Here is an 18,483-nt window from a genome sequence, read left to right as displayed (position 1 = left end):
GGAAGTGCAGCAATGTACGGAGCTGACTGCTACTAATAGGTCGAGGGCTTGACCAGAATGGTCTGGTGGTTTGAGATAAGAGGCTTGTAAGAGAGCCGAATGGATGGTAATGATTTTTACAGTGTGTAGTTTTGAAGGCATATGATTGCAAGTGACTAGAGATAGTCACTTTTTTGTGTTAATGGAACACATAGCGGATGTAAACGGATTAAATCTCGGGATACGGAACTTTTGTCCAGGCGGCGGGCAGATGAGATATGGGCCTTACAACAGATTTAATTGGTACTGCAAAATGGTGTAAGGCCCTTGCGAGCTTTATTTATGCCGGACAGGTATCCAGATCTCGCTGTAGTAGTTATCGTCCTGTATGCCTTGCGGATATTCTGCGGGATCACTGTACATTTCAATATTGTAGCCTGCTGCGATCTCATAGTCCTTGCAGTTGGGAAGCCATTCTGAGAAGATCCTTTCGTGTACCCCCGGCAGGGACTGGGGACCCGTTCCTACACAAGCAAAAACAGCCCAGGTGTGTCCGGGGATAACCCTGGTGGTAAAATCGCCGGTAATTTCCGTGATCGGATTGTAGTTATCTGCGATCAGATATTCAAATTCGTTGCCATCCATATTTTCATCAATAGAGATCCCGTATACACTGCGCACTGTATCACTCTTCCCAGATTCATAATATTCCGACCAGAATTGAGGAACCGCAGCGGATGCCTCCTCATAGTTAAATACCTTTGTCACGCCGATTACCGTAAACGCCTCTTTTTTTACAATTTTGTAATCCATCGTATAACCTCCTTCGAATATAAGTTTGATTTTTAGCGGAGCGAACGATTTGACCATAGCTCCGTCTTTTCGCACAGAAGCAGGTGTAGAACCGTGAAAGCGGGTAAATGCTTTGGTAAAGCTATCGGGGGAATCGTAGCCGTATTTTAGCGCAAGATCAATAATTTTAGTGTCCGACGATACAAGCTCGCTGCCGGCCAGGGTGAGCCTGCGTTTCTTAATATATTCCCCGATCGTAAAACCGCACAGCATGGCAAATCCTTTTTGAAAATAAAAGGGTGATAGCATTGCCTGTTTTGCGATATCCCCGATGGTGATCTTTTCGGTGATATTAGCCTCGATATAATGGATCGCTTCACGGATGCTTTCTGTCCAATTCATGAGTAACACCTCCTGACTGTAGTTATATCTTACGGGTTTCGAAGGGACAATTCCCGATTTTTTGTGTTTTATTTTGTCTGCTGGGCACCTTATCCTGACTGGAGGATTTAGTCTCATTTTACCGCATCTGGATAAAAAGTAACAGGCTGAAAAAATCAGACAAATTTCTGGGAAATTTCTTATTTTAATACTTGCAATGAGGCTCATAATATGATAAAATAAATTCCGGTTGACGCTTTGAGTCAGTATCAACCGGACAAGGCTCCATGGTCAAGCGGTTAAGACACCGCCCTTTCACGGCGGTAACAGGGGTTCAAATCCCCTTGGAGTCATTTACAAGGATGAAGACATCTCGAACCATAATGATATGGTTCGAGATATTTTTTTATTTCATAGGAAAGTGCTCCTATGAAATAAAAAACGCTCCGCGGGATCGCACTGCGGCGGAAAGGAAGATGCCGCTTACGCGGCCCGCCGCAGGCGGAGAGTTTCGCAAGCGAAATCTTTTTCATTCAATAGGAAAGTCTCAAGGGCCACGAAAACAAGAAAATCCCTATTTAAGGTTGCTTACCTAAATACTGAAAGGTATAATGTGCTTAAAAGCTTAAAAGGATAATCGTATGGAGAGATTTAGATGCAAAAGAAGGTTACGATCTACGATGTGGCGGAACGGCTGGGGATATCTACCGCTACGGTAAATCGGGCGATGAACGATAAGGGAAGTATTAGTATTAAGACGAAGCGATTGGTCCAGGAGACCGCGCGGGAGATGGGATACCGACCAAGCAAAAGCGCTTCCTCGCTGAAAAGGAATCCCAGAAGAATTGCTGTTCTGCTCCCTGACACGATCCACGGGTATCTGGCGGAAGTGGAAAAAGGCGTATATAAAGCGGCGTAAGAGCTGGCGGAATATAATGTGAAATGTGAAGTGTTTAAAGAGAACGATGAGAATATGGATGTGTTTGTTCAAAAACTGTATAAGATCTCGGATATATTTCCTGAGATAGCGCTTCTGATGGAAGAGGGGGTCATCGATGCCACCATATTCCAGAACCCGTTCCGGCAGGGGCGGATGGCTTTTCAGTACCTTTATGAGTATATGGTGGAGGGACGTAGATTTGATACGGATATTATTTACTTGGACCCCAGGATTATATTGAGGAGTAACCTTTGCCTTTACCGGAGCATTCTGGATCAGATGAAGGACGACATAATGCGGTAAAGTACCTAAAGTATGGGGCAAAATCAGGAGTGCGCCCGTCCCACAGCAGGTTTGTCAGGCATTCCGGATGAAATTGGGTTCCCAGAATGGGCAGCTCCTCATGTTCATAGGCTTCTATAATCCCTTCCACAGAATAGGCAGTCCCATAAAGGCCGTTTCCCAGCCTGCGGACGGCCTGATGATGGGTGGAATTTGTTTTAAAGTCACAGCCAAAATAACGATAGAGGACAGAGCCTTTCAGAGCGATAACCCCATGGCGGATCTCGGGATTATTGTGGACATATCCCAGCTGTTCCACAAGGTCCTGATAGAGAGTACCGCCTAATATACAATTCAGTAACTGAAACCCACGGCATATGGCCAGTATGGGTTTCTTTTTTTGCAGAAAAGCCCGGGTCAGGCACAACTCATAGGAAGTCCGAAGGGGATCGGTGATGACCGTATGATTCAGGGAGTAGGTAGACGGGCTGTCCAGATGCCGTCCCCCGGAATAGCCGGAGTTCGGTTATCTCCTGCGTATATTATTATAGGAAAAGCAACACTGTCAGCCACCGTTTTTTGGGGGGGGGTATCTTACGCGCATATTAGTGCGGGGGATGAGGGATCAGGGGTGTGGGTCCCCTGTCCGGCCCCATATCCCCCAGCATCAGCAGTAACCCCAGAACATAGCTCCTCCCAGATATTGCCGGCGAAAACTCATAATTTTTTAAAGATTTTTAGAGAATTTTCCTGTATACTGGATTTAAAGTGGTCCGTCTGCAATCCGATCGGCAGACGGGAACTTATTGTGGAATAAACGATTGGAGGGAGATATTTGAGGATTTTATTGATTGAAGACGACCTGGAAATCTGCCAGGCGGTCGAAGTCCAGTTGAATAAAGAGGGGTATACCACCGATATCTGTACAAATGGGGAAGATGCCCTGTTTTATGTGATACATACGAACTATGATGCCATTGTGCTGGACCGTCTGCTCCCAGGCATGGATGGACTTACGATAATAAAGGAAATACGGCAGAACAATATACATACTCCTGTGATTATGGCTACCGCTATGAGCCAGATCGGTGACCGGATTGATGGACTGGACGGCGGGGCGGATGATTATATTGTAAAGCCATATGACGTTCAGGAGCTGAGCGCCCGGATCCGGGCGCTTACCAGACGCCCGGCGCGGGTGGAGGATGTCAGTACCCTGTCTTTCGCAGACCTTACTCTATTTATCAATGACCGGGAACTGCTCTGCCAGGACACCAGGAATCAGCTGTCGAAAAGGGAAGCCCTGCTGTTGGAATACTTTTTACAGAATCCGGAAACCACGCTGACCCGGGAGGCTATCTTTTCCCATGTCTGGGGCCCGGATGCGGAGGTGGAGGACGGCAACCTGGACAATTATATTCATTTTCTGCGGAAACGATTGAGGACGCTTGGAAGTATGGCCTGTATCCGGACGCTCCACGGTGCCGGTTACCGGCTGGAGAAAAATGAATAGCGGGGATGAACAATGTTTAAAAAACTTCAATTTCGTCTGACATTTTTGTATACGCTTACCACCGGTGTAATTCTTACGCTGGTGGTTATTTCTATTTCCATCAACAGCCAGCTTTCCCTGATCCATCGCATCGATGAGGACTTTCAGACACAGGTTATGAATGTTACCACGAAGCTGCAGACGGATAACTCTTTTAATATTACCTGGCTGGCTGCTACGGAGACGGAGAATGACCTGCTGATCCACATTGAGGAAAATGGGGTCGCGCTTCTGTTCAAGGGGGCGTGGGAACCGCGCAGCGGCCGGGACTACCTGCTGGAAAAAGCCGCATCGAAAGCACGGGAGCTGGGAACGGATATATCTACCAGGCCGGTTACGACCTATTCGATCAGTCCGGTTTTCGAGATCACCGGGAACCACAAAGACCGTTATCAGTGTATTGCCATGTCCTATCCTTCCCCAAAAGGGTATAAAAGTGTCTTGCTTCTATATTATATCAGCCCTTCGCTGCAAACATTGAACAGGCAGCGCCTGTTCTTTGCGGGCATGGATATCCTGGGAATCGCTGCGCTGTTCCTGGTGGCCCGCATCTTTGTCAGGCGGTCCCTTCGCCCTATTAAGCAGAGTAAGCGCAGGCAGCAGGAATTTATCGCCGCGGCTTCCCACGAACTACGTTCGCCCCTGATGGTGATCCAGACCTCGGCCCAGGCGATCGGGGCGGATCCCGCCCGGATGGCCCTGTTTACCGCCAACATCTGCGCAGAGTGCAAAAGGATGGCCCGGCTGATCAGTGATATGCTGACTCTGGCCTCTGCGGACAGCGGGAACTGGCCGGTACAGTTTTCCACATTGGACCCGAATACTTTTTTGCTGGACCTGTTCGAAGCCTATGAACCGGTCTGCCGGGAGAGGAAGGTTCCATTCCGGCTGGATCTGTCGGAAGATACCCTTCCCATGATTCAGGGGGATCAGGAACGCTTGTCCCAGCTTCTCGGTATCCTTATCGATAATGCGCTTGCCTACTGCGGGAACCAGATGCCACTGCTGTTAAAAGCTTTTGCTTCACGAAACCAGCTTCTGATCCAGGTTATTGACCACGGTCCGGGCATCCCGGACGACCAGAAGGAGCAGGTGTTTGACCGTTTTTTCCGTTCGGACAAATCACGGAAAGACAAGCAGCATTTTGGACTGGGGCTTAGTATTGCCAGGGAGCTGGCGATTCTGCACAAAGGGGGGCTGACCATACGGGATACGGAAGGGGGCGGCTGTACTTTCGTGCTGAATCTGCCGATACAAGATTGAGAGCGGTCTGGTCTTGGCAGAATAAAATGTATGTTCATGGATCTTAAAAGATTTTTAGAGAATTCCTCTGTAAGATAGTAAAAAAGGAGGAAATAACCTATGAAGAAAAAATGGTTTTCAATCATAATGGTGATTGCACTGATAGCGGGAATGACCGCCGGATGCGGGAAAAAAACAGAGGAGGGCAAAAGCGGCGTGACGGCCGGAGACAATCCAACACAGGATCAAAGCGGTCAGAGTGAAAATACACCGATGGGAAGATACGTCGAACAGACCATTGTACTTCCCGAAAAGATGATTGAGTTGAATGATGAAGTCACGGGGATCTCTCTGCTGAAAGACGAGCAGGGACGTAAAATCCTGTATACACACGATGATTCCGGAACCTATACAGGCAATATCCTTCAGGAGGACGGAACCTGGGTCCAGGAGGATGCTTCCTGGCTTACGGATTCGGTTGGAAAGGCGAAAGGAAGTATAAGAAGAATAGAAAAAGGAGATGACGGATCCTTATTTGCCGTCTATTATGATGATGACTATACGCACCATATCGTCAAGACCATGGATGGGGTGACCGCGGAGGCGGTCAACATCCCGGACCTGGCATCAGGCGGCAAGGATCGGATATCCTGCGGCTGGAAGATCATGGAAACGGGGAATGTGCTGATCGCCTATATGTCGAATGAGCTGGTGCTCTATAACGGTGCCGACGGCAGCGAGATCCGGAGCTTCCAGCTGGGAAATAGCGGAGTGGATGATGTCAATGACCTGCTGGACGTGGAGGGCAACAGGATTCTTGCCCCGAATGAGGACTCCAACGGTTTCGTGGTATATGATGCGGACACCGGAAAGCAGGTGGACAGTATCCTGCTGGAGGAAAAAGATTATGTGGAAGGCGTTATGCGGTTTTCAGGTATGGATGCGTATCTGTATCTGGATTCTGTGGGACTGAGACATATGCAGGCCGGCGGTACGATACAGGAGACAGTGATTGACGGAAGCCTGTGTTCCGCAGGTATCCCCGGAATTAGGATCGTTAGTATTCTGGTTGGGGATAATGAGGACTATTATGTCCTCTATAGTGATGATCATGATATGCAGGTGGCTCATTATGTGTACGATGCGGATGTGGCTACCATACCGAGTGTGAAGCTGACGATATTTGGACTGGAGACGAGTGATGTGATCGCCAGAGCGATCGGAAAATACCAGATCGCCAACCCGGATGTCCAGATCGTCTATACGACGGCGGAGGCCGAGGAAGGGGCTTCGACTACTGCTGATTATATCAGGGCGCTGAACACCGAGCTGTTGAGCGGGAAAGGCGCGGATCTGCTGGTCCTGGACGGCCTGCCGGTAGATTCTTATATTGAAAAAGGGGTTCTTACGGATCTCTCCGATATTCTGAAACCGATGATGGACTCCGGGGAACTTCTGGAAAACATTATGAACTGTTACGCAGACCAGGATGGTAAGATGTATGGCGTACCCGCCAGGTTCAGTGTTCCTATCCTCTACGGCGACGACGACGTCATAAAAGCCATGTCCGGGCTGGATACCCTGCAGCAATACGTGCAGGAGAATCCGGATACCCCGTTTATGCTGGCGGCGGGTAAGACATTTACCTACGATGAACTGGCAAAACTGCTTCTCAGCATCAATTATGAGGAGATCGTGGGCGACGGATCGAAACTGAATAAGGAATCCGTGGCGAAATTCCTGAATACGGTGCAGATCGCCGGCAATTCGCTGGAAGCCACAGTGGAAACGGAGCCAATCTTTCCGGTAACGGAAGAAGAACTGAAGGAATGGTTAGTGTCAGCGGCCCCCTATTGGGCGAAGCGGAGTTTCTATATGGGTAATTATCCCATACGGGATCATATGGTTGCTGCGGAGGATATAAAGGGAATCGATGGCCTGTTTTACCCCACCTCCATGGTATCCGATTATGGCAAAACGATTTCTACGGTAAACGGGCTTTTCATCCCCAGCGGAATGATAGGAGTGAACAGCGCGTCCGGGCAGAGCGAAATGGCAAAGGATTTTGTTAAATTCCTGCTTTCTGAGGAGGAACAGAATACGGATCTGGGCAACGGGTTCCCGGTCAATGCGAAGTCCCTGGACAACTGGTGCGGAAAAGTACTGGATTACACCACCGGTTTGAGCATGAATGTCAACGGAGAAGAGATAATGCTGAGCGCGGATTCGCCGACCAAGGAAGAGATCACCCAGTTTATCGACATGGCCCGGGAGCTTCGGGTACCACTGAATATAGACCGGGTTTTCAAGGAGATGATACTGGATGAAGCCAAAGCATTTTTTGCCGGCAGTGTCACGGCGGAGAAAGCAGCCGATGCCATCTGCACGAAAGCAAACACTTATCGGGCGGAATAAACAAACGGCGGCAAAGGCGTATCTGTTCCTGGCCCCCAGTTTACTGGGGGTAGCCGCCTTTGTACTGATCCCGTTTCTGGATGTAATCCGCAGATCCTTTTATGAAGCGATGGGCGGAAAATTTGTAGGACTTAAGAATTATCAGACTGTCCTTACGAACGAGGCGTTTCATCAGGCCGCCGCCAATACCGGCCGGTTCCTGCTCACCTGTATCCCGCTGCTTCTGCTTTTGTCCTTTTTGACGGCGCTTTTGATCCAGGGGCTGTTTGGATCGGGGGATTGGTTTAAGACCATATTCCTGACGCCCATGGCGATCCCGGTGGCATCCATCGTGCTGCTCTGGCAGCTGGTCTTTGACGAGAAAGGGTATTTAAACCAGATCACGGCGGTATTCCATATGGCCCCCGTGGACTGGATGAATGGCCCTACGGCCTTCTATGTGCTGGTCTTCAGCTATCTGTGGAAGAATATCGGCTATGATATTATCCTGTGGCTGGCCGGTTTAAACGGGATCTCACCGGCGCTCTATGAGGCTGCCCGGGTGGACGGGGCCGGACGTTTTCAGTGTTTTCGCTACATCACACTGCCGGAACTGCGGCCGACGGTATTCCTGATCAGTGTGCTGTCTTTTGTGAATTCTTTCAAAGTATTCCGGGAGGCATATCTGATCGCCGGTGATTACCCGGACAGCAGCATCTATATGCTGCAGCATCTGTTCAATAACTGGTTCGTATCCCTGGATATCCAGAAAATGAGCGCGGCCGCTGTACTGACCGCTCTGGTGATCACCGGGTTTCTGCTGGTGGTACAGTTCCGAAATGAGAAAAAAACAGAGGTATAAAGAGGAGCAAAGTGTAAAGGAGCAGGGCATGAGAAAAAAACTTACTTTTCTATTTCTTCTTACATTATCCTCCGTGGTCTTTCTTCCATTGATTATCATGGCGGGCAGTTCCTTTATGGGGACGCCGGAGATCCTTAAACACTATGGGGCGGTTCTGGTCGGTATCGGAGTATCCGTAGAGTTTTCTCCGATCCCCCAATTTCCCACACTGAAAGCCTATCTGGAACTTCTGTTCGACTCGCCGGGCTTCTATGTGATGTTCTGGAACTCCTGCAAGCAGGTGTTCGGGATCCTGGCCGGGGAATGCCTGGTCTCCATTCCGGCCGCCTGGGCCTTTGGCAGGTTCGAATTCCCGGGGAGAAAATCGCTGTTTACCCTCTATATGATCCTGATGATTATGCCGTTTCAGGTGACCATGGTGTCCAGCTATCTGGTGTTAGATAAGCTTTCCATGATGGACACTCACTGGGCCATCATCATGCCGGGGATATTTTCCACCTTTCCCGTATTTATCATGACAAAGTTTTTCCGAAGCATCCCACGGTCCTTTATCGAGGCGGCAAAGATAGACGGGGCCGGGGAGATTGCTATTTTCCTTAAGATCGGGCTTCCGTTAGGGCTGCCCGGGATACTCTCGGCCATGATCCTGGGTTTTCTGGAATATTGGAACGCCATGGAACAGCCTCTGGCCTTTTTGAAAACAAAAACACTCTGGCCTATGTCCCTGTACCTGCCGAATATTACTACAGAACAGTTGAGCGTGGCGTTTTCCGCATCTATCGTCATGATGGCTCCGGCGCTGATGCTGTTCCTGTGGGGGCAGAGCTATCTGGAACAGGGTATCGAGGCGTCAGGGCTGAAAGAATAACCGATGAAAGATGCGTTGGAGGAAAAAGCGCGTGCTAAAAACAACGCACACTTGGAGGAACGGTTGAACAAAATGTTCACCCATACCTATATGTGCTAAAAGCAACGCACACTTGGAGGAAAAGATGGATAATGAGAAGAAGCTTACAAAGGCGGAGAAAAAACAAAAATTAATGAAACTGCTGATCGGTTTCTTTGTGCTGATGCTGATTCTGACGATTCTCTCCCGCGCGTTCGATGCGGTTATGCTTCCGAAAGTGGACATCGGGAAGAAAAAGGACGGGAATCTGGTCTATAAGCTGAACGGGGAGGGAACGGTGCGTCCGGCCGAGGCGGTATACACCGAAGTTCCCCTGGGATACCGGGTCAACAAAGTTCTGCCGACCGGCACGAAAGTAACGGCCGGCCAGGGAATTATTTTTCTGAACACGAAGGATCTGGAGGAGCAGAAGGAAGAGAAGAAAATAGAACTGGAAAAGCTGCAGCTGGCCTATGAGCAGCAGGAGTATTCCAATCAGCCGCTCGACAAGGTATCGGAGGAGGAGCAGGCATTGTCGAATCTGGAACAGGCACAGAAGCATTACGACCAGTCATTAAATGATGTGGACGATGCCAAGAATGTCTATGAGGCAAACATGAATGCGAAAAAAGCCGAGTGTGACCAGATCAAGGAGAACGCCAAAGCGGCGCTGGATCAGGCGCTTCCGGAGGAAAAGGAACAGGCCCAAAAAGACTATGAGGCGGCGGTGGCCCAGGCGGATGCGGACTTTAAAAGCTACGAGGAGCAGCAGCGCCAGGCAGTGGAGGCGGTCGCCGACCAGCGGAACAGCTTTAAGGACGCTCTGGATCAAGCGGAAAACGCCCGGGAACAGGCCAAAAAGAATGACGAGTATTCTAAAAAGAACGAGGAAAATATCAGGAAAGCAGCGGAACTGGGGCAGAGGATAAGAAAACTGGAGATCCAGCAGAAGGAACAGGAGCTGGCCAAGATCGACGAGCTGATCGCGGATGGCGGGGAAGTACAGGCGGAGGTGGACGGCGTGATCACCAAGATGGGTGTGGTACCCGGCACGAGCACCACAGGAACCGAGATCGTGGAGATCGGAACCGGAACTTATCAGTTCGTAGGCACTCTCTACGAGAGTGCGCTGGAGCTGGTGCAGGAAGGGGATTCCATCGACGTGACGCTGCCGCAGCAGAAGGGGCCTGTAAAGGCACAGATTCAGACGATCCAGCCTGTGGGGGCCTCAGAGATAAATGCATCCGGGGATACTGCCCAGGCAGATGACGGTAGGACTACGTTTATCGCTGAACTGCCGGAGGGTGAATACCGGATCTCGGGTAAGGGGACTTATTCCATGGAAAAAATGTCAGATACGGAATACCGTTGTCTGATCCCCATCGAGGCATTGCATGAGGATCAGAGTGGGAAGTATTGCCTGATCCTGGAAAAGAAATCCACCATCCTGGGAGAGTCTGACGTGGCCGTGCGTGTCCCCATCGTTGTATTAAAGAGCAACAGTCAATATGCAGCCATTGAAGATGCTCTGACAGCTGATGACCGTATCATAACCGGAAGCAGCAAAAATGTCAGTGAAGGGGACAGAGTACGGGTGGGATCTTAATGAAAATATTACAATATGGTATGCTGGCCGGAATCCTTATCCTGGGTGCCGTGTGCGTGACCTTCGGAACCAGAGTCCTTGCATTCGGACCGGCGGCAACCGTACATTACAAAGACCGTGGAATGACCGGTGAGCAGTTGGATGAACTCTGCGAACAGCAGCGGCAGGAGAAAGAAGAGAAAGCATCCCTGCCGGGGCAGCAGGGCGCAGGGCAGGAAGGAAAAGAACTGCCCGATATCACCGGCTGGTACCGGCAGGAAGAGCAGAATGCCGAGAATCCGGCGTTGAATATAGAGACCCAGACGGACCGGATCGGTGTCTGGGGAAATATGAGAGATGTACTTCCGGGAGAACTTCTGGCCGGAAGCTATGTGAACAGCCTGGATGAAGAGGGGTGCGTCATCAGCAGCGCTCTGTCGGAAAAATTGTTCCGGAGTACGGATACCACTGGCTGCACACTACGCGTTGACGGGAAAGAGTATGTGGTTCGCGGAATCATAGCAGGCAGCGGGCAGATCCTGCTGAACCGGGCGAAGAAAACGGATCTGCTTTGCAACCTGGAGTTCCGATATCAGGGGAAGGAGTATTCCACATCTGCGGTCAGAGATTTTTTGACCAGGCAGGGTCTGACGAATTATGACAGCTTGCTGGAAGGCGGTCTCTATGCGGGCATCGCCGGGATTTTCCTGGGACTGCCCGTGCTGGTACTCGCAGCGCTGGTCATACGCCGGGGATGGAAGAGATTCAGACATTACCAGGTCCGGATACTTCCCCGGAATCAGACGGTCAGTTTCCTGTGCCAGCTGGCGGGGATTCTCAGTATAGGATGCCTGCTGGCGTTGTGGTTCTGGATTTTTGTGCGGTTCCCCGCGGACTATGTTCCGGCCGGGGTATCGGACTTTGAATTCTGGATCGTGAAGTTCCACGAGCTGTCCGTGGATCGTCAGAAGCTCCTGAATTACCAGGGCTGGTATCAGGAAGCTTACCTGCTCGGCAGCCTGAAACAGTGCATGTTCGGCTCCCTGGGCAGCAGCCTCCTGCTGTATTTGACTGCCCGCCGGTAGTTTGGGGACATGTCCATTCCGGTTTGGGACAGGTACAAATCAGTTCGGGACAGGTACATTTCGATCAGACGGTTTTCGTAGAAAACCATCTGACGAAATGTACCTGTCCCGAACTGATTTGTACCTGTCCCAAACCGGAATGGACATGTCCCCAAACGCCTACAGATCGTAGTACAGCCCAATCTCCGCAGGATGCGGTATCTGCTCCACCAGCTGTGCCTCCCCCCGCTTGTTTTTTATCCAGGCATGTAAAAGAGGTTCTGGAAATACTCCCTCCCGGGTGAGATATTCGTGATCCTCTTCCAGTGTATCCAGCGCCTCGGACAGCGACCCGGGAAGCGCCTCAAGTCCTGCCTTCTCCTTTTCTGAAAGCTGATACAGGTTACAGTCAAAAGGACCCCAGCCATGCGCATGAGGATCCGTCTGCCGAAGAATTCCGTCCAGACCGGCCATGAGGATCGCGGCGTAGGCATAATAGGGATTACAGGTGGCATCCGGGTTGCGCAGCTCAAATCGTTTGGAGTCCGGCGCCTTGGCATAGGCTGGGATACGGATCACGGCACTCCGGTTAGAGGTGGCATAGCCGATGGTGACCGGAGCCTCATACCCGGGCACCAGACGCTTGAAGGAATTCGTGGAGGGATTCGTGAGCGCACACAGGGAACGGGCGTGCATCAGCAGCCCTCCCATGAACCAATGCGCTTCTTTGCTCAGTCCGGAATAACCGGTCTCATCATAAAACAACGGATGTCCGTCCTTTCTGAGCAGCATATGAACATGCATACCGTTGCCGGCCTCCTGGTAAATCGGTTTCGGCATAAAGGTGACGGTCTTGCCTGCCGCCACCGCGGCATTTCTGACCACATATTTGAGGATCATGGTCCGGTCGGCCATATCCGTCATACTTCCCAGCTCCACCTCGATCTCCACCTGGCCGGGGCCGCCCACCTCGTGATGGTGATATTTGACATCGATCCCCCAGTCGGCCAGCATCAGGCAGACCTTGCTGCGGAAATCATAGGAACTGTCCAGAGGGGCGCAGATGTGATACCCGCCTTCACGGGGCACATGATATCCCGAATTCGCACCGGGCAGCCCGGAATTCCATTCCGCCTGCAAGGTATCCAGTTCGTAGGATACCTTATTTGGCCGGCAATCATAGCTGACCCTGTCAAGCAGATGAAATTCAAACTCCGGCCCGATAATCATCTGGTCCGCGATACCGCTTCGGCGCATGAATTCCTCCGCCTTCAGCGCCACATTTCTGGGATACTGGTCAAAGGGTTCATTGCCTGTGTCCTTTAAAACACGTACATTCCCGGACATGGAAAGCGTGGGGACCTCCGTGAACGGGTCCGGATGTGCGGTGGTCAGATCAGGCAGAAATACCATGTCGCTTTTTTCCACCGGTGCGTATCCGTAATTTGAACCGTCAAAGCCGATCCCATAGCGCATGGTACCCTCATCCAGCCGCTCTGCGGGAATCGTCAGATGTCTCCAGCGTCCGTTGATGTCCACCATTTTAAAATCGATCATCCGTATTCCCTGATTTTTACAGTAATCCTGTGCCTGCCTTACATTTTCAAACATATGTAACCCCCTGAATATCGATTTTTGATCTTTGTATAACATTATGGAATCTTCTGCCTTTCCTGTCAACTGAAAGATACGGCTATCGGGGAGACTGTCCGAAAACCAAATAAGTTAATTTTACTAAGGTCCGGGAAGAGAGGAACGCGGCGGGGCCTTGGAACCGGGCGGCTCATCTTGTGGGGGCAAATCACTTCGACCGGACCTAAGAACGGCTAACTCCGAAGACAGGAGAACCTCTCATTGGCAGGACCCGGAACAAACTCGCCAAAGGACGGCTCGGACAGTGTTCTGGGCCCTGCGAGGTTCTCCTGCCTTCTACGTAAGCCGTTCTAAGGTCCGGTCTCAAGTGATTTGCCCCCACAAGATGAGCCGCCCGGTTCCAAGGCCCCGCCGCGTTCCTCTCTTCCCTGCGTTGGTGAGTCCATTTTTATAATAGTTGAGCGTGAATCGGAATAAATCCTTTGGGAAAAGAGTGAGTTTACATTGATAGGAAACGAATGAAAACTTGTAAAAAACACAGATTTCCAATGTATGCGAACGGTTATCCGCTCACACGACATTCCCGTTTTCCACGCCGTTCAGGAAGTCCATAGCGTTCTGCAGCGTAACAGAACTGATGGCGTCCAGTGCCTCGTCAGTGAAAAAGCCCTGATGTGAGGTAATCATCACATTGGGAAAGGACAGAAGGCGGGCGGTGGTGGAATGTTCCATGATATCGTCGGAGCGGTCTTCGAATACGTTGCGGTTTTCTTCTTCGTATACATCCAGGCCAACCCCAAAGAATTTGCGGGCGCGGATACCCTCGATCAGGTCTTCGGTCTTAACCAGGCCGCCCCTGGAAGTGTTGACCAGTATGACGCCCTCCTTCATTTCCTGAATCGTATTCCGGTTGATCAGATGGTAAGTAGCGTCAGTAAGCGGACAATGTAAAGATACCAGGTCACTGGCTTTCAGAAGGGCATCCAGATCCACATATTCTACAAAATCGAGGGACGGATTGCGGTATACGTCGTAGGCCAGGATGCGCATGCCGAAGCCCCGGCAAATCCGTGCCATGGCGGCTCCGATCTTGCCGGTGCCGATGATCCCGGCTGTCTTTTGATAAAAGTTAAATCCCATCAGACTGTTGAGGCTGAAATCATTCTCCCGCACCTTCACATAAGCTTTGTGCATGTGACGGTTCACGGTCAAAGCCAGAGCCATGGCGTGCTCGGCCACCGCCTCCGGGGAGTAGCCGGGGACCCTCATGATCGTGATGCCGAGCCGTCCGGCTGTATCCACATCCACATTGTTAAAACCGGCACAGCGCATCAGGATCAGGCGGACATTGCTGCGGTGTAATGCCTCTATGGTCCGGGTTTCCACATCGGAGTTTACGAATGCGCAGATGGCATCATAATCCTGTGCCAGCCGGGCGGTCCGGGGAGACAATTCGGTTTCCATAAATTCCAGCTCCAATTGCGGATATTGTGGGAGTAGTTTTTCAAAGGATTCACGGTCATAGCTTTTGGTATCATAAAATAAAATCTTCATAGTGATGTTCTCCTGTTCCTTTTAATAAAGTTTCTATAAGGTTTCGGTTTCTATAGGGTTTCGGTTATTATATGAAATATTTGGAGAAACATGTATAACGGGTGGATAATAGACGTTGATACGCTTGACGATATGATGATAAAAGTGTATAACCAGAACAAAGAATGGTTCAAACAGAGGAGGATATCGGATGAGCGTGGAAGGAATGTTTCTGTGTGTTGCGGGGGTGGCTTTTTTGCTGCTGGCCTGTAAGGATGGATGGAACCTGTGGAAAAATAGGGGAAAGACTGGGGATGCGGCGGGGACGGTGATGGAAGTGTATACTGCGGGGAATGGAAAGAATCCGAAGGATGCCAAATGGGCGATCTTCCGGTATGAGGTACAAGGCAGGGAGTATTTGTCTGAGAATCGGATTCAGGTACCAGCTCATGCGCAGATCGGAACCAAACTGCCTGTGAAGTATAGAAAGGATCATCCCCAGCGCCTTTATACCGTATCTATGAAAAGATTTGTGATGATTCTGGTGCTGGGAGCAGCCTGCCTGGTGTTCGGGCTGATTCATGGCTGAAACGCCATAAGGTATGCATCTTACCTTCGGATATCGGCCACTTACAGCGGATCAAATGACAACTTCATATGTTATCCATTATAATAAACATGACAACAAAAGGGTGGAGAAAGGAGTTGGTGATCTTGCGGGTGGAAATCAAAGTGTCCGGGGATGTAAAAGAACCATACGCAGTTATTTTTACCGGAAATGTAACGGAGGAGATTCGACAGGCGGCCGCTTCGCTGGAAACACGGGAAACAGTGATCACTGCCAATGACCGGGAACGGATTATCGTGCTGAGTCCTGAGGAGGTCTGCATGGTGAGGGTTGAGGCATCGGAGACAGTCGTCTACAGTGGCAGAAATAGGTACTGTTCGAAAAAACGGTTATATGAATTAAAAGAATTACTGGGAAAAGGATTTATGCAGATCTCCAAGTCCACGGTTGTCAATCTAAGGGAACTGGACAGCGTCGAGCCTTCATTTAACGGAATGATGGTCCTTCATCTGAAGAATGGCTGTAAGGATTATATCTCGAGAAAATACCTGCCTGAGTTCAAAAAATATCTGGGTTTGTAAGGAGGATGCATATGAAAAAAATTATTAAACTATTTCTTATGGGTATCGCATGGGGATGTACCATGAATGTGTTTATTGGTATGTTTGGTGTCGCGGCTATGGGTCCGGAATTTCTCATCTCGAATGTCAGCGATTATTATGCCAATATTGCTGCAGGTATTATAATCGGACTGGGATTTACACTTCCCAGTGTGGTCTATGATAAGGAAGAGATGGCCAGGGGGATTCAGGTATTGATCCACCTGGGTGTCGGACTGACGATCTATTTTATCGCTGCTTTTTGGAGGGGTTGGATTCCTCTGCAGTATGGAGCGGGAACGGTGATAGGTATGATCGCCGGTATTCTGGCTGTTACAGGAGTGATCTGGTTTTGCTTTTATCTGTATTACCGGAACGAAGCCATGAAGATAAATAAGAAATTGAAAGAAAAATAGCGGCTAAAAACAGCCGCCAAGAACTCATAGCTAAAAAAGAAATAAATGAGACCGCGCAGGCTTCGCGCAAAGAGTGCTGTGGGATGAAAGATGAATTCATCCGCACAGCACTCTTTGATTTGGTGAGGACTATATTATTAAGAGGCGGAAGTGTCGGCGTTTCCTGCTATCTGCTGCAGCTGCTGATCGACCTGCCCGGCCGTGAGCTTCCCGGGAGTGTTCAGGGTTACGAATGTATAGGTTCCGTTCGCCATCCGGATAACTGCATATACGTCGTAGACCGGAGTAGTGGAGAAATCTTTATCAAAAAATGCATATACATAATCGTCTGTTTCTACCAGATCACTCACATTGCATTCCCTCATCTGGGTGGTGAGATCCGCGATATCCTCTGACAGGTGGTCGCATAGGATTTCCACTGCGATATCCCGATCTTTTGTCCCTGTATCTATACTGGTATGGGGAATGGATGCCTCTGCCTCCGTATTCGGCTCTGCAGATACACGCATGAGTGTGATATCGCTGATTCCGATGAAAAACATAAAGAGAAAAACACAAACCACAGCACGCATTTTCTTACTCATACAATCACATCCTTTTCCGTTATCGTCGTACTTTTTTTACTTTTTATTATTATACAGGGTAAATGTTACAAAAATGCTATGCTTCTTTGCAAATCTGTTATTTTTTTACGAATAAATTATGCCTTTTTCGTGTAAGAAACGTGTCAAATGAGAATTGTTATGATATAATGGTGCGTGACAGTAAAGCTATGGAAAGGAAGTGTCAGATATGTCAGAAGAACAGAAGGCCGATGTAACTCCGGTAACGGAGGAAGGAGCTTCCATGGAGGATTATGCCACGGAACTGGAAGCTTCCTTTAAAGAGATTGTGGAGGGGGAGATCATGACAGGTGTCGTGATCGCCGTAGGTGATGAAGATGTTACCGTGGATCTGAAATATTACACGGAAGGTATCATCCCGCTGGACAAGTTCAGCCGGGAACCCGGTTACAGTCTGAAGGAACATGTAGCGGTAGGAGATGAGATCAGCGCGACCGTAGTCAAGAAGGATGACGGACAGGGACACATTCTGATGTCTAAGATCGAAGCAGACGACGAGCTGGCCTGGGACAAGCTAAGACAACTGAAGGAAGAGGACACGGTTCTCACTGTTACGGTCAAAGGCGTGGTGAAGAGCGGCGTTGTTGCCTATGTGGAAGGTATCCGCGGATTTATTCCGGCTTCCAAGCTCTCTTTGAACTATGTGGAGGATCTGAATGAATTCCTGAATAAGGAAATCCAGGTCAAAGTCCTTGACGTGGTGGAAGAGGACAAGCGTTTAATCCTGTCTGCCCGTGAAATCTTAAGAGAACAGGCTGCCGAGGAACGCAAGGCCAGAATTTCCAATGTACAGGTTGGTCTGGTTACGGAAGGTACCGTAGAAAGTATTCAGCCTTATGGAGCATTTATCAATCTGGGCAGCGGTCTGTCCGGTCTGGTACATGTATCCCAGATCAGTGAGAAGAGAATTAAATCTCCGGACGCGGTTCTCAAAGTCGGAGATAAAGTAAAAGTAAAAGTGATCGCTGTAAAAGAAGGAAAATTAAGCCTCAGCATGAAAGCTCTGCATGACGCGGCAGCTCAGGAAGTAGTGGAGGAGTCCTACGATCTTCCCCAGAGTGAAGGGCTTTCCACGAGTCTCGGATCCCTGTTTAAGAATCTGAAACTGGATCTGTGAGGGAGTTTATAAAAAATAGTAGCGCTCGAAAAAGCCTCGCTGACTATTTTTCATGCATCACACGTAAGTGCCCAT

At 49.7% G+C, this 18,483-nt stretch carries 18 protein-coding genes and 1 tRNA gene; 14 read left to right on the top strand and 5 right to left on the bottom strand.

Features of this window, described 5'->3' with window-relative positions; all coding sequences use genetic code 11:
• Positions 1-315: 315 nt before the first annotated feature.
• Entirely contained in the window at positions 316-1,173 is an 858-nt protein-coding gene (locus KTH90_RS11505) for an AraC family transcriptional regulator (RefSeq protein WP_238726834.1), read from the bottom strand.
• Between the two features lie 260 nt (positions 1,174-1,433).
• On the opposite strand from KTH90_RS11505, the gene KTH90_RS11500 reads away from it, so the two are divergent.
• From KTH90_RS11500 to KTH90_RS11490, 3 genes are all read left to right on the top strand, one after another.
• Positions 1,434-1,505 (top strand) — tRNA-Glu (locus KTH90_RS11500).
• 302 nt (positions 1,506-1,807) lie between these two features.
• Positions 1,808-2,071, top strand: coding sequence for a LacI family DNA-binding transcriptional regulator (locus tag KTH90_RS11495; protein WP_158352541.1), 264 nt, complete (start codon positions 1,808-1,810; stop codon positions 2,069-2,071).
• An 18-nt stretch (positions 2,072-2,089) separates the two neighbouring features.
• The gene (locus tag KTH90_RS11490) at positions 2,090-2,395 is read left to right on the top strand and encodes a hypothetical protein (protein ID WP_238726833.1); all 306 of its coding nucleotides are present in this window, start codon (positions 2,090-2,092) and stop codon (positions 2,393-2,395) included.
• Here KTH90_RS11490 and KTH90_RS25450 read toward each other — a convergent pair.
• Positions 2,325-2,831: a gamma-glutamyl-gamma-aminobutyrate hydrolase family protein gene (locus KTH90_RS25450; protein ID WP_408626289.1), complete on the bottom strand. Its 507-nt coding sequence runs from the start codon at positions 2,829-2,831 to the stop codon at positions 2,325-2,327. The genes KTH90_RS11490 and KTH90_RS25450 overlap by 71 nt on opposite strands.
• 378 nt (positions 2,832-3,209) lie before the next feature.
• Between KTH90_RS25450 and KTH90_RS11480 the strand changes: the two genes are divergently transcribed.
• The 7 genes from KTH90_RS11480 to KTH90_RS11450 all read left to right on the top strand — a co-directional run bounded on the left by KTH90_RS11480 (position 3,210) and on the right by KTH90_RS11450 (position 11,980).
• The gene (locus KTH90_RS11480) at positions 3,210-3,887 is read left to right on the top strand and encodes a response regulator transcription factor (RefSeq protein WP_238726831.1); all 678 of its coding nucleotides are present in this window, start codon (positions 3,210-3,212) and stop codon (positions 3,885-3,887) included.
• Between the two features lie 12 nt (positions 3,888-3,899).
• Positions 3,900-5,189 (top strand): sensor histidine kinase, encoded by a 1,290-nt coding sequence (locus KTH90_RS11475; protein WP_238726830.1) that lies wholly within the window; start codon positions 3,900-3,902, stop codon positions 5,187-5,189.
• Positions 5,190-5,288: 99 nt separating this feature from the next.
• The gene (locus tag KTH90_RS11470) at positions 5,289-7,583 is read left to right on the top strand and encodes an ABC transporter substrate-binding protein (protein ID WP_238726829.1); all 2,295 of its coding nucleotides are present in this window, start codon (positions 5,289-5,291) and stop codon (positions 7,581-7,583) included.
• The gene (locus KTH90_RS11465) at positions 7,543-8,424 is read left to right on the top strand and encodes a carbohydrate ABC transporter permease (RefSeq protein ID WP_238726828.1); all 882 of its coding nucleotides are present in this window, start codon (positions 7,543-7,545) and stop codon (positions 8,422-8,424) included. The genes KTH90_RS11470 and KTH90_RS11465 overlap by 41 nt, the downstream gene beginning before the upstream one ends.
• A 28-nt stretch (positions 8,425-8,452) precedes the next feature.
• Entirely contained in the window at positions 8,453-9,292 is an 840-nt protein-coding gene (locus KTH90_RS11460; protein ID WP_158352534.1) for a carbohydrate ABC transporter permease, read from the top strand.
• A gap of 124 nt (positions 9,293-9,416) precedes the next feature.
• Positions 9,417-10,916: an HlyD family efflux transporter periplasmic adaptor subunit gene (locus tag KTH90_RS11455; protein ID WP_238726827.1), complete on the top strand. Its 1,500-nt coding sequence runs from the start codon at positions 9,417-9,419 to the stop codon at positions 10,914-10,916.
• The gene (locus tag KTH90_RS11450) at positions 10,916-11,980 is read left to right on the top strand and encodes an ABC transporter permease (protein WP_238726826.1); all 1,065 of its coding nucleotides are present in this window, start codon (positions 10,916-10,918) and stop codon (positions 11,978-11,980) included. The genes KTH90_RS11455 and KTH90_RS11450 overlap by 1 nt, the downstream gene beginning before the upstream one ends.
• A 159-nt stretch (positions 11,981-12,139) precedes the next feature.
• Here the strand turns inward: KTH90_RS11450 and glnA are convergent, their stop codons facing one another.
• Positions 12,140-13,570, bottom strand: a complete 1,431-nt coding sequence (gene glnA, locus KTH90_RS11445; protein ID WP_158352531.1) for a type I glutamate--ammonia ligase — start codon at positions 13,568-13,570, stop codon at positions 12,140-12,142.
• Positions 13,571-14,122: 552 nt separating this feature from the next.
• Positions 14,123-15,106 carry a 2-hydroxyacid dehydrogenase gene (locus tag KTH90_RS11440; protein ID WP_238726825.1) on the bottom strand — a complete coding sequence of 328 codons (984 nt, stop codon included), beginning with the start codon at positions 15,104-15,106 and terminating at the stop codon, positions 14,123-14,125.
• Positions 15,107-15,296: 190 nt separating this feature from the next.
• Here KTH90_RS11440 and KTH90_RS11435 point away from each other — a divergent pair, with 190 nt between their 5' ends.
• The 3 genes from KTH90_RS11435 to KTH90_RS11425 all read left to right on the top strand — a co-directional run bounded on the left by KTH90_RS11435 (position 15,297) and on the right by KTH90_RS11425 (position 16,668).
• Positions 15,297-15,674: a DUF3592 domain-containing protein gene (locus KTH90_RS11435; RefSeq protein ID WP_238726824.1), complete on the top strand. Its 378-nt coding sequence runs from the start codon at positions 15,297-15,299 to the stop codon at positions 15,672-15,674.
• Positions 15,675-15,793: 119 nt separating this feature from the next.
• Positions 15,794-16,234 carry a LytTR family DNA-binding domain-containing protein gene (locus KTH90_RS11430; protein ID WP_238726838.1) on the top strand — a complete coding sequence of 147 codons (441 nt, stop codon included), beginning with the start codon at positions 15,794-15,796 and terminating at the stop codon, positions 16,232-16,234.
• Positions 16,235-16,245: 11 nt separating this feature from the next.
• Positions 16,246-16,668, top strand: a complete 423-nt coding sequence (locus tag KTH90_RS11425) for a DUF3021 domain-containing protein (protein ID WP_238726823.1) — start codon at positions 16,246-16,248, stop codon at positions 16,666-16,668.
• A 137-nt stretch (positions 16,669-16,805) separates the two neighbouring features.
• Here the strand turns inward: KTH90_RS11425 and KTH90_RS11420 are convergent, their stop codons facing one another.
• Positions 16,806-17,252 carry a hypothetical protein gene (locus KTH90_RS11420; protein ID WP_158352527.1) on the bottom strand — a complete coding sequence of 149 codons (447 nt, stop codon included), beginning with the start codon at positions 17,250-17,252 and terminating at the stop codon, positions 16,806-16,808.
• A gap of 208 nt (positions 17,253-17,460) precedes the next feature.
• Between KTH90_RS11420 and KTH90_RS11415 the strand changes: the two genes are divergently transcribed.
• Positions 17,461-18,408, top strand: coding sequence for a S1 RNA-binding domain-containing protein (locus KTH90_RS11415; RefSeq protein WP_158352526.1), 948 nt, complete (start codon positions 17,461-17,463; stop codon positions 18,406-18,408).
• Positions 18,409-18,483 lie beyond the last annotated feature (75 nt).

Origin of the sequence: Diplocloster modestus, assembly GCF_019042245.1 — a bacterium.
Classification (GTDB): Bacteria; Bacillota; Clostridia; order Lachnospirales; family Lachnospiraceae; genus Diplocloster; species Diplocloster modestus.
This window is presented reverse-complemented; position numbering and strand designations above follow the sequence as displayed.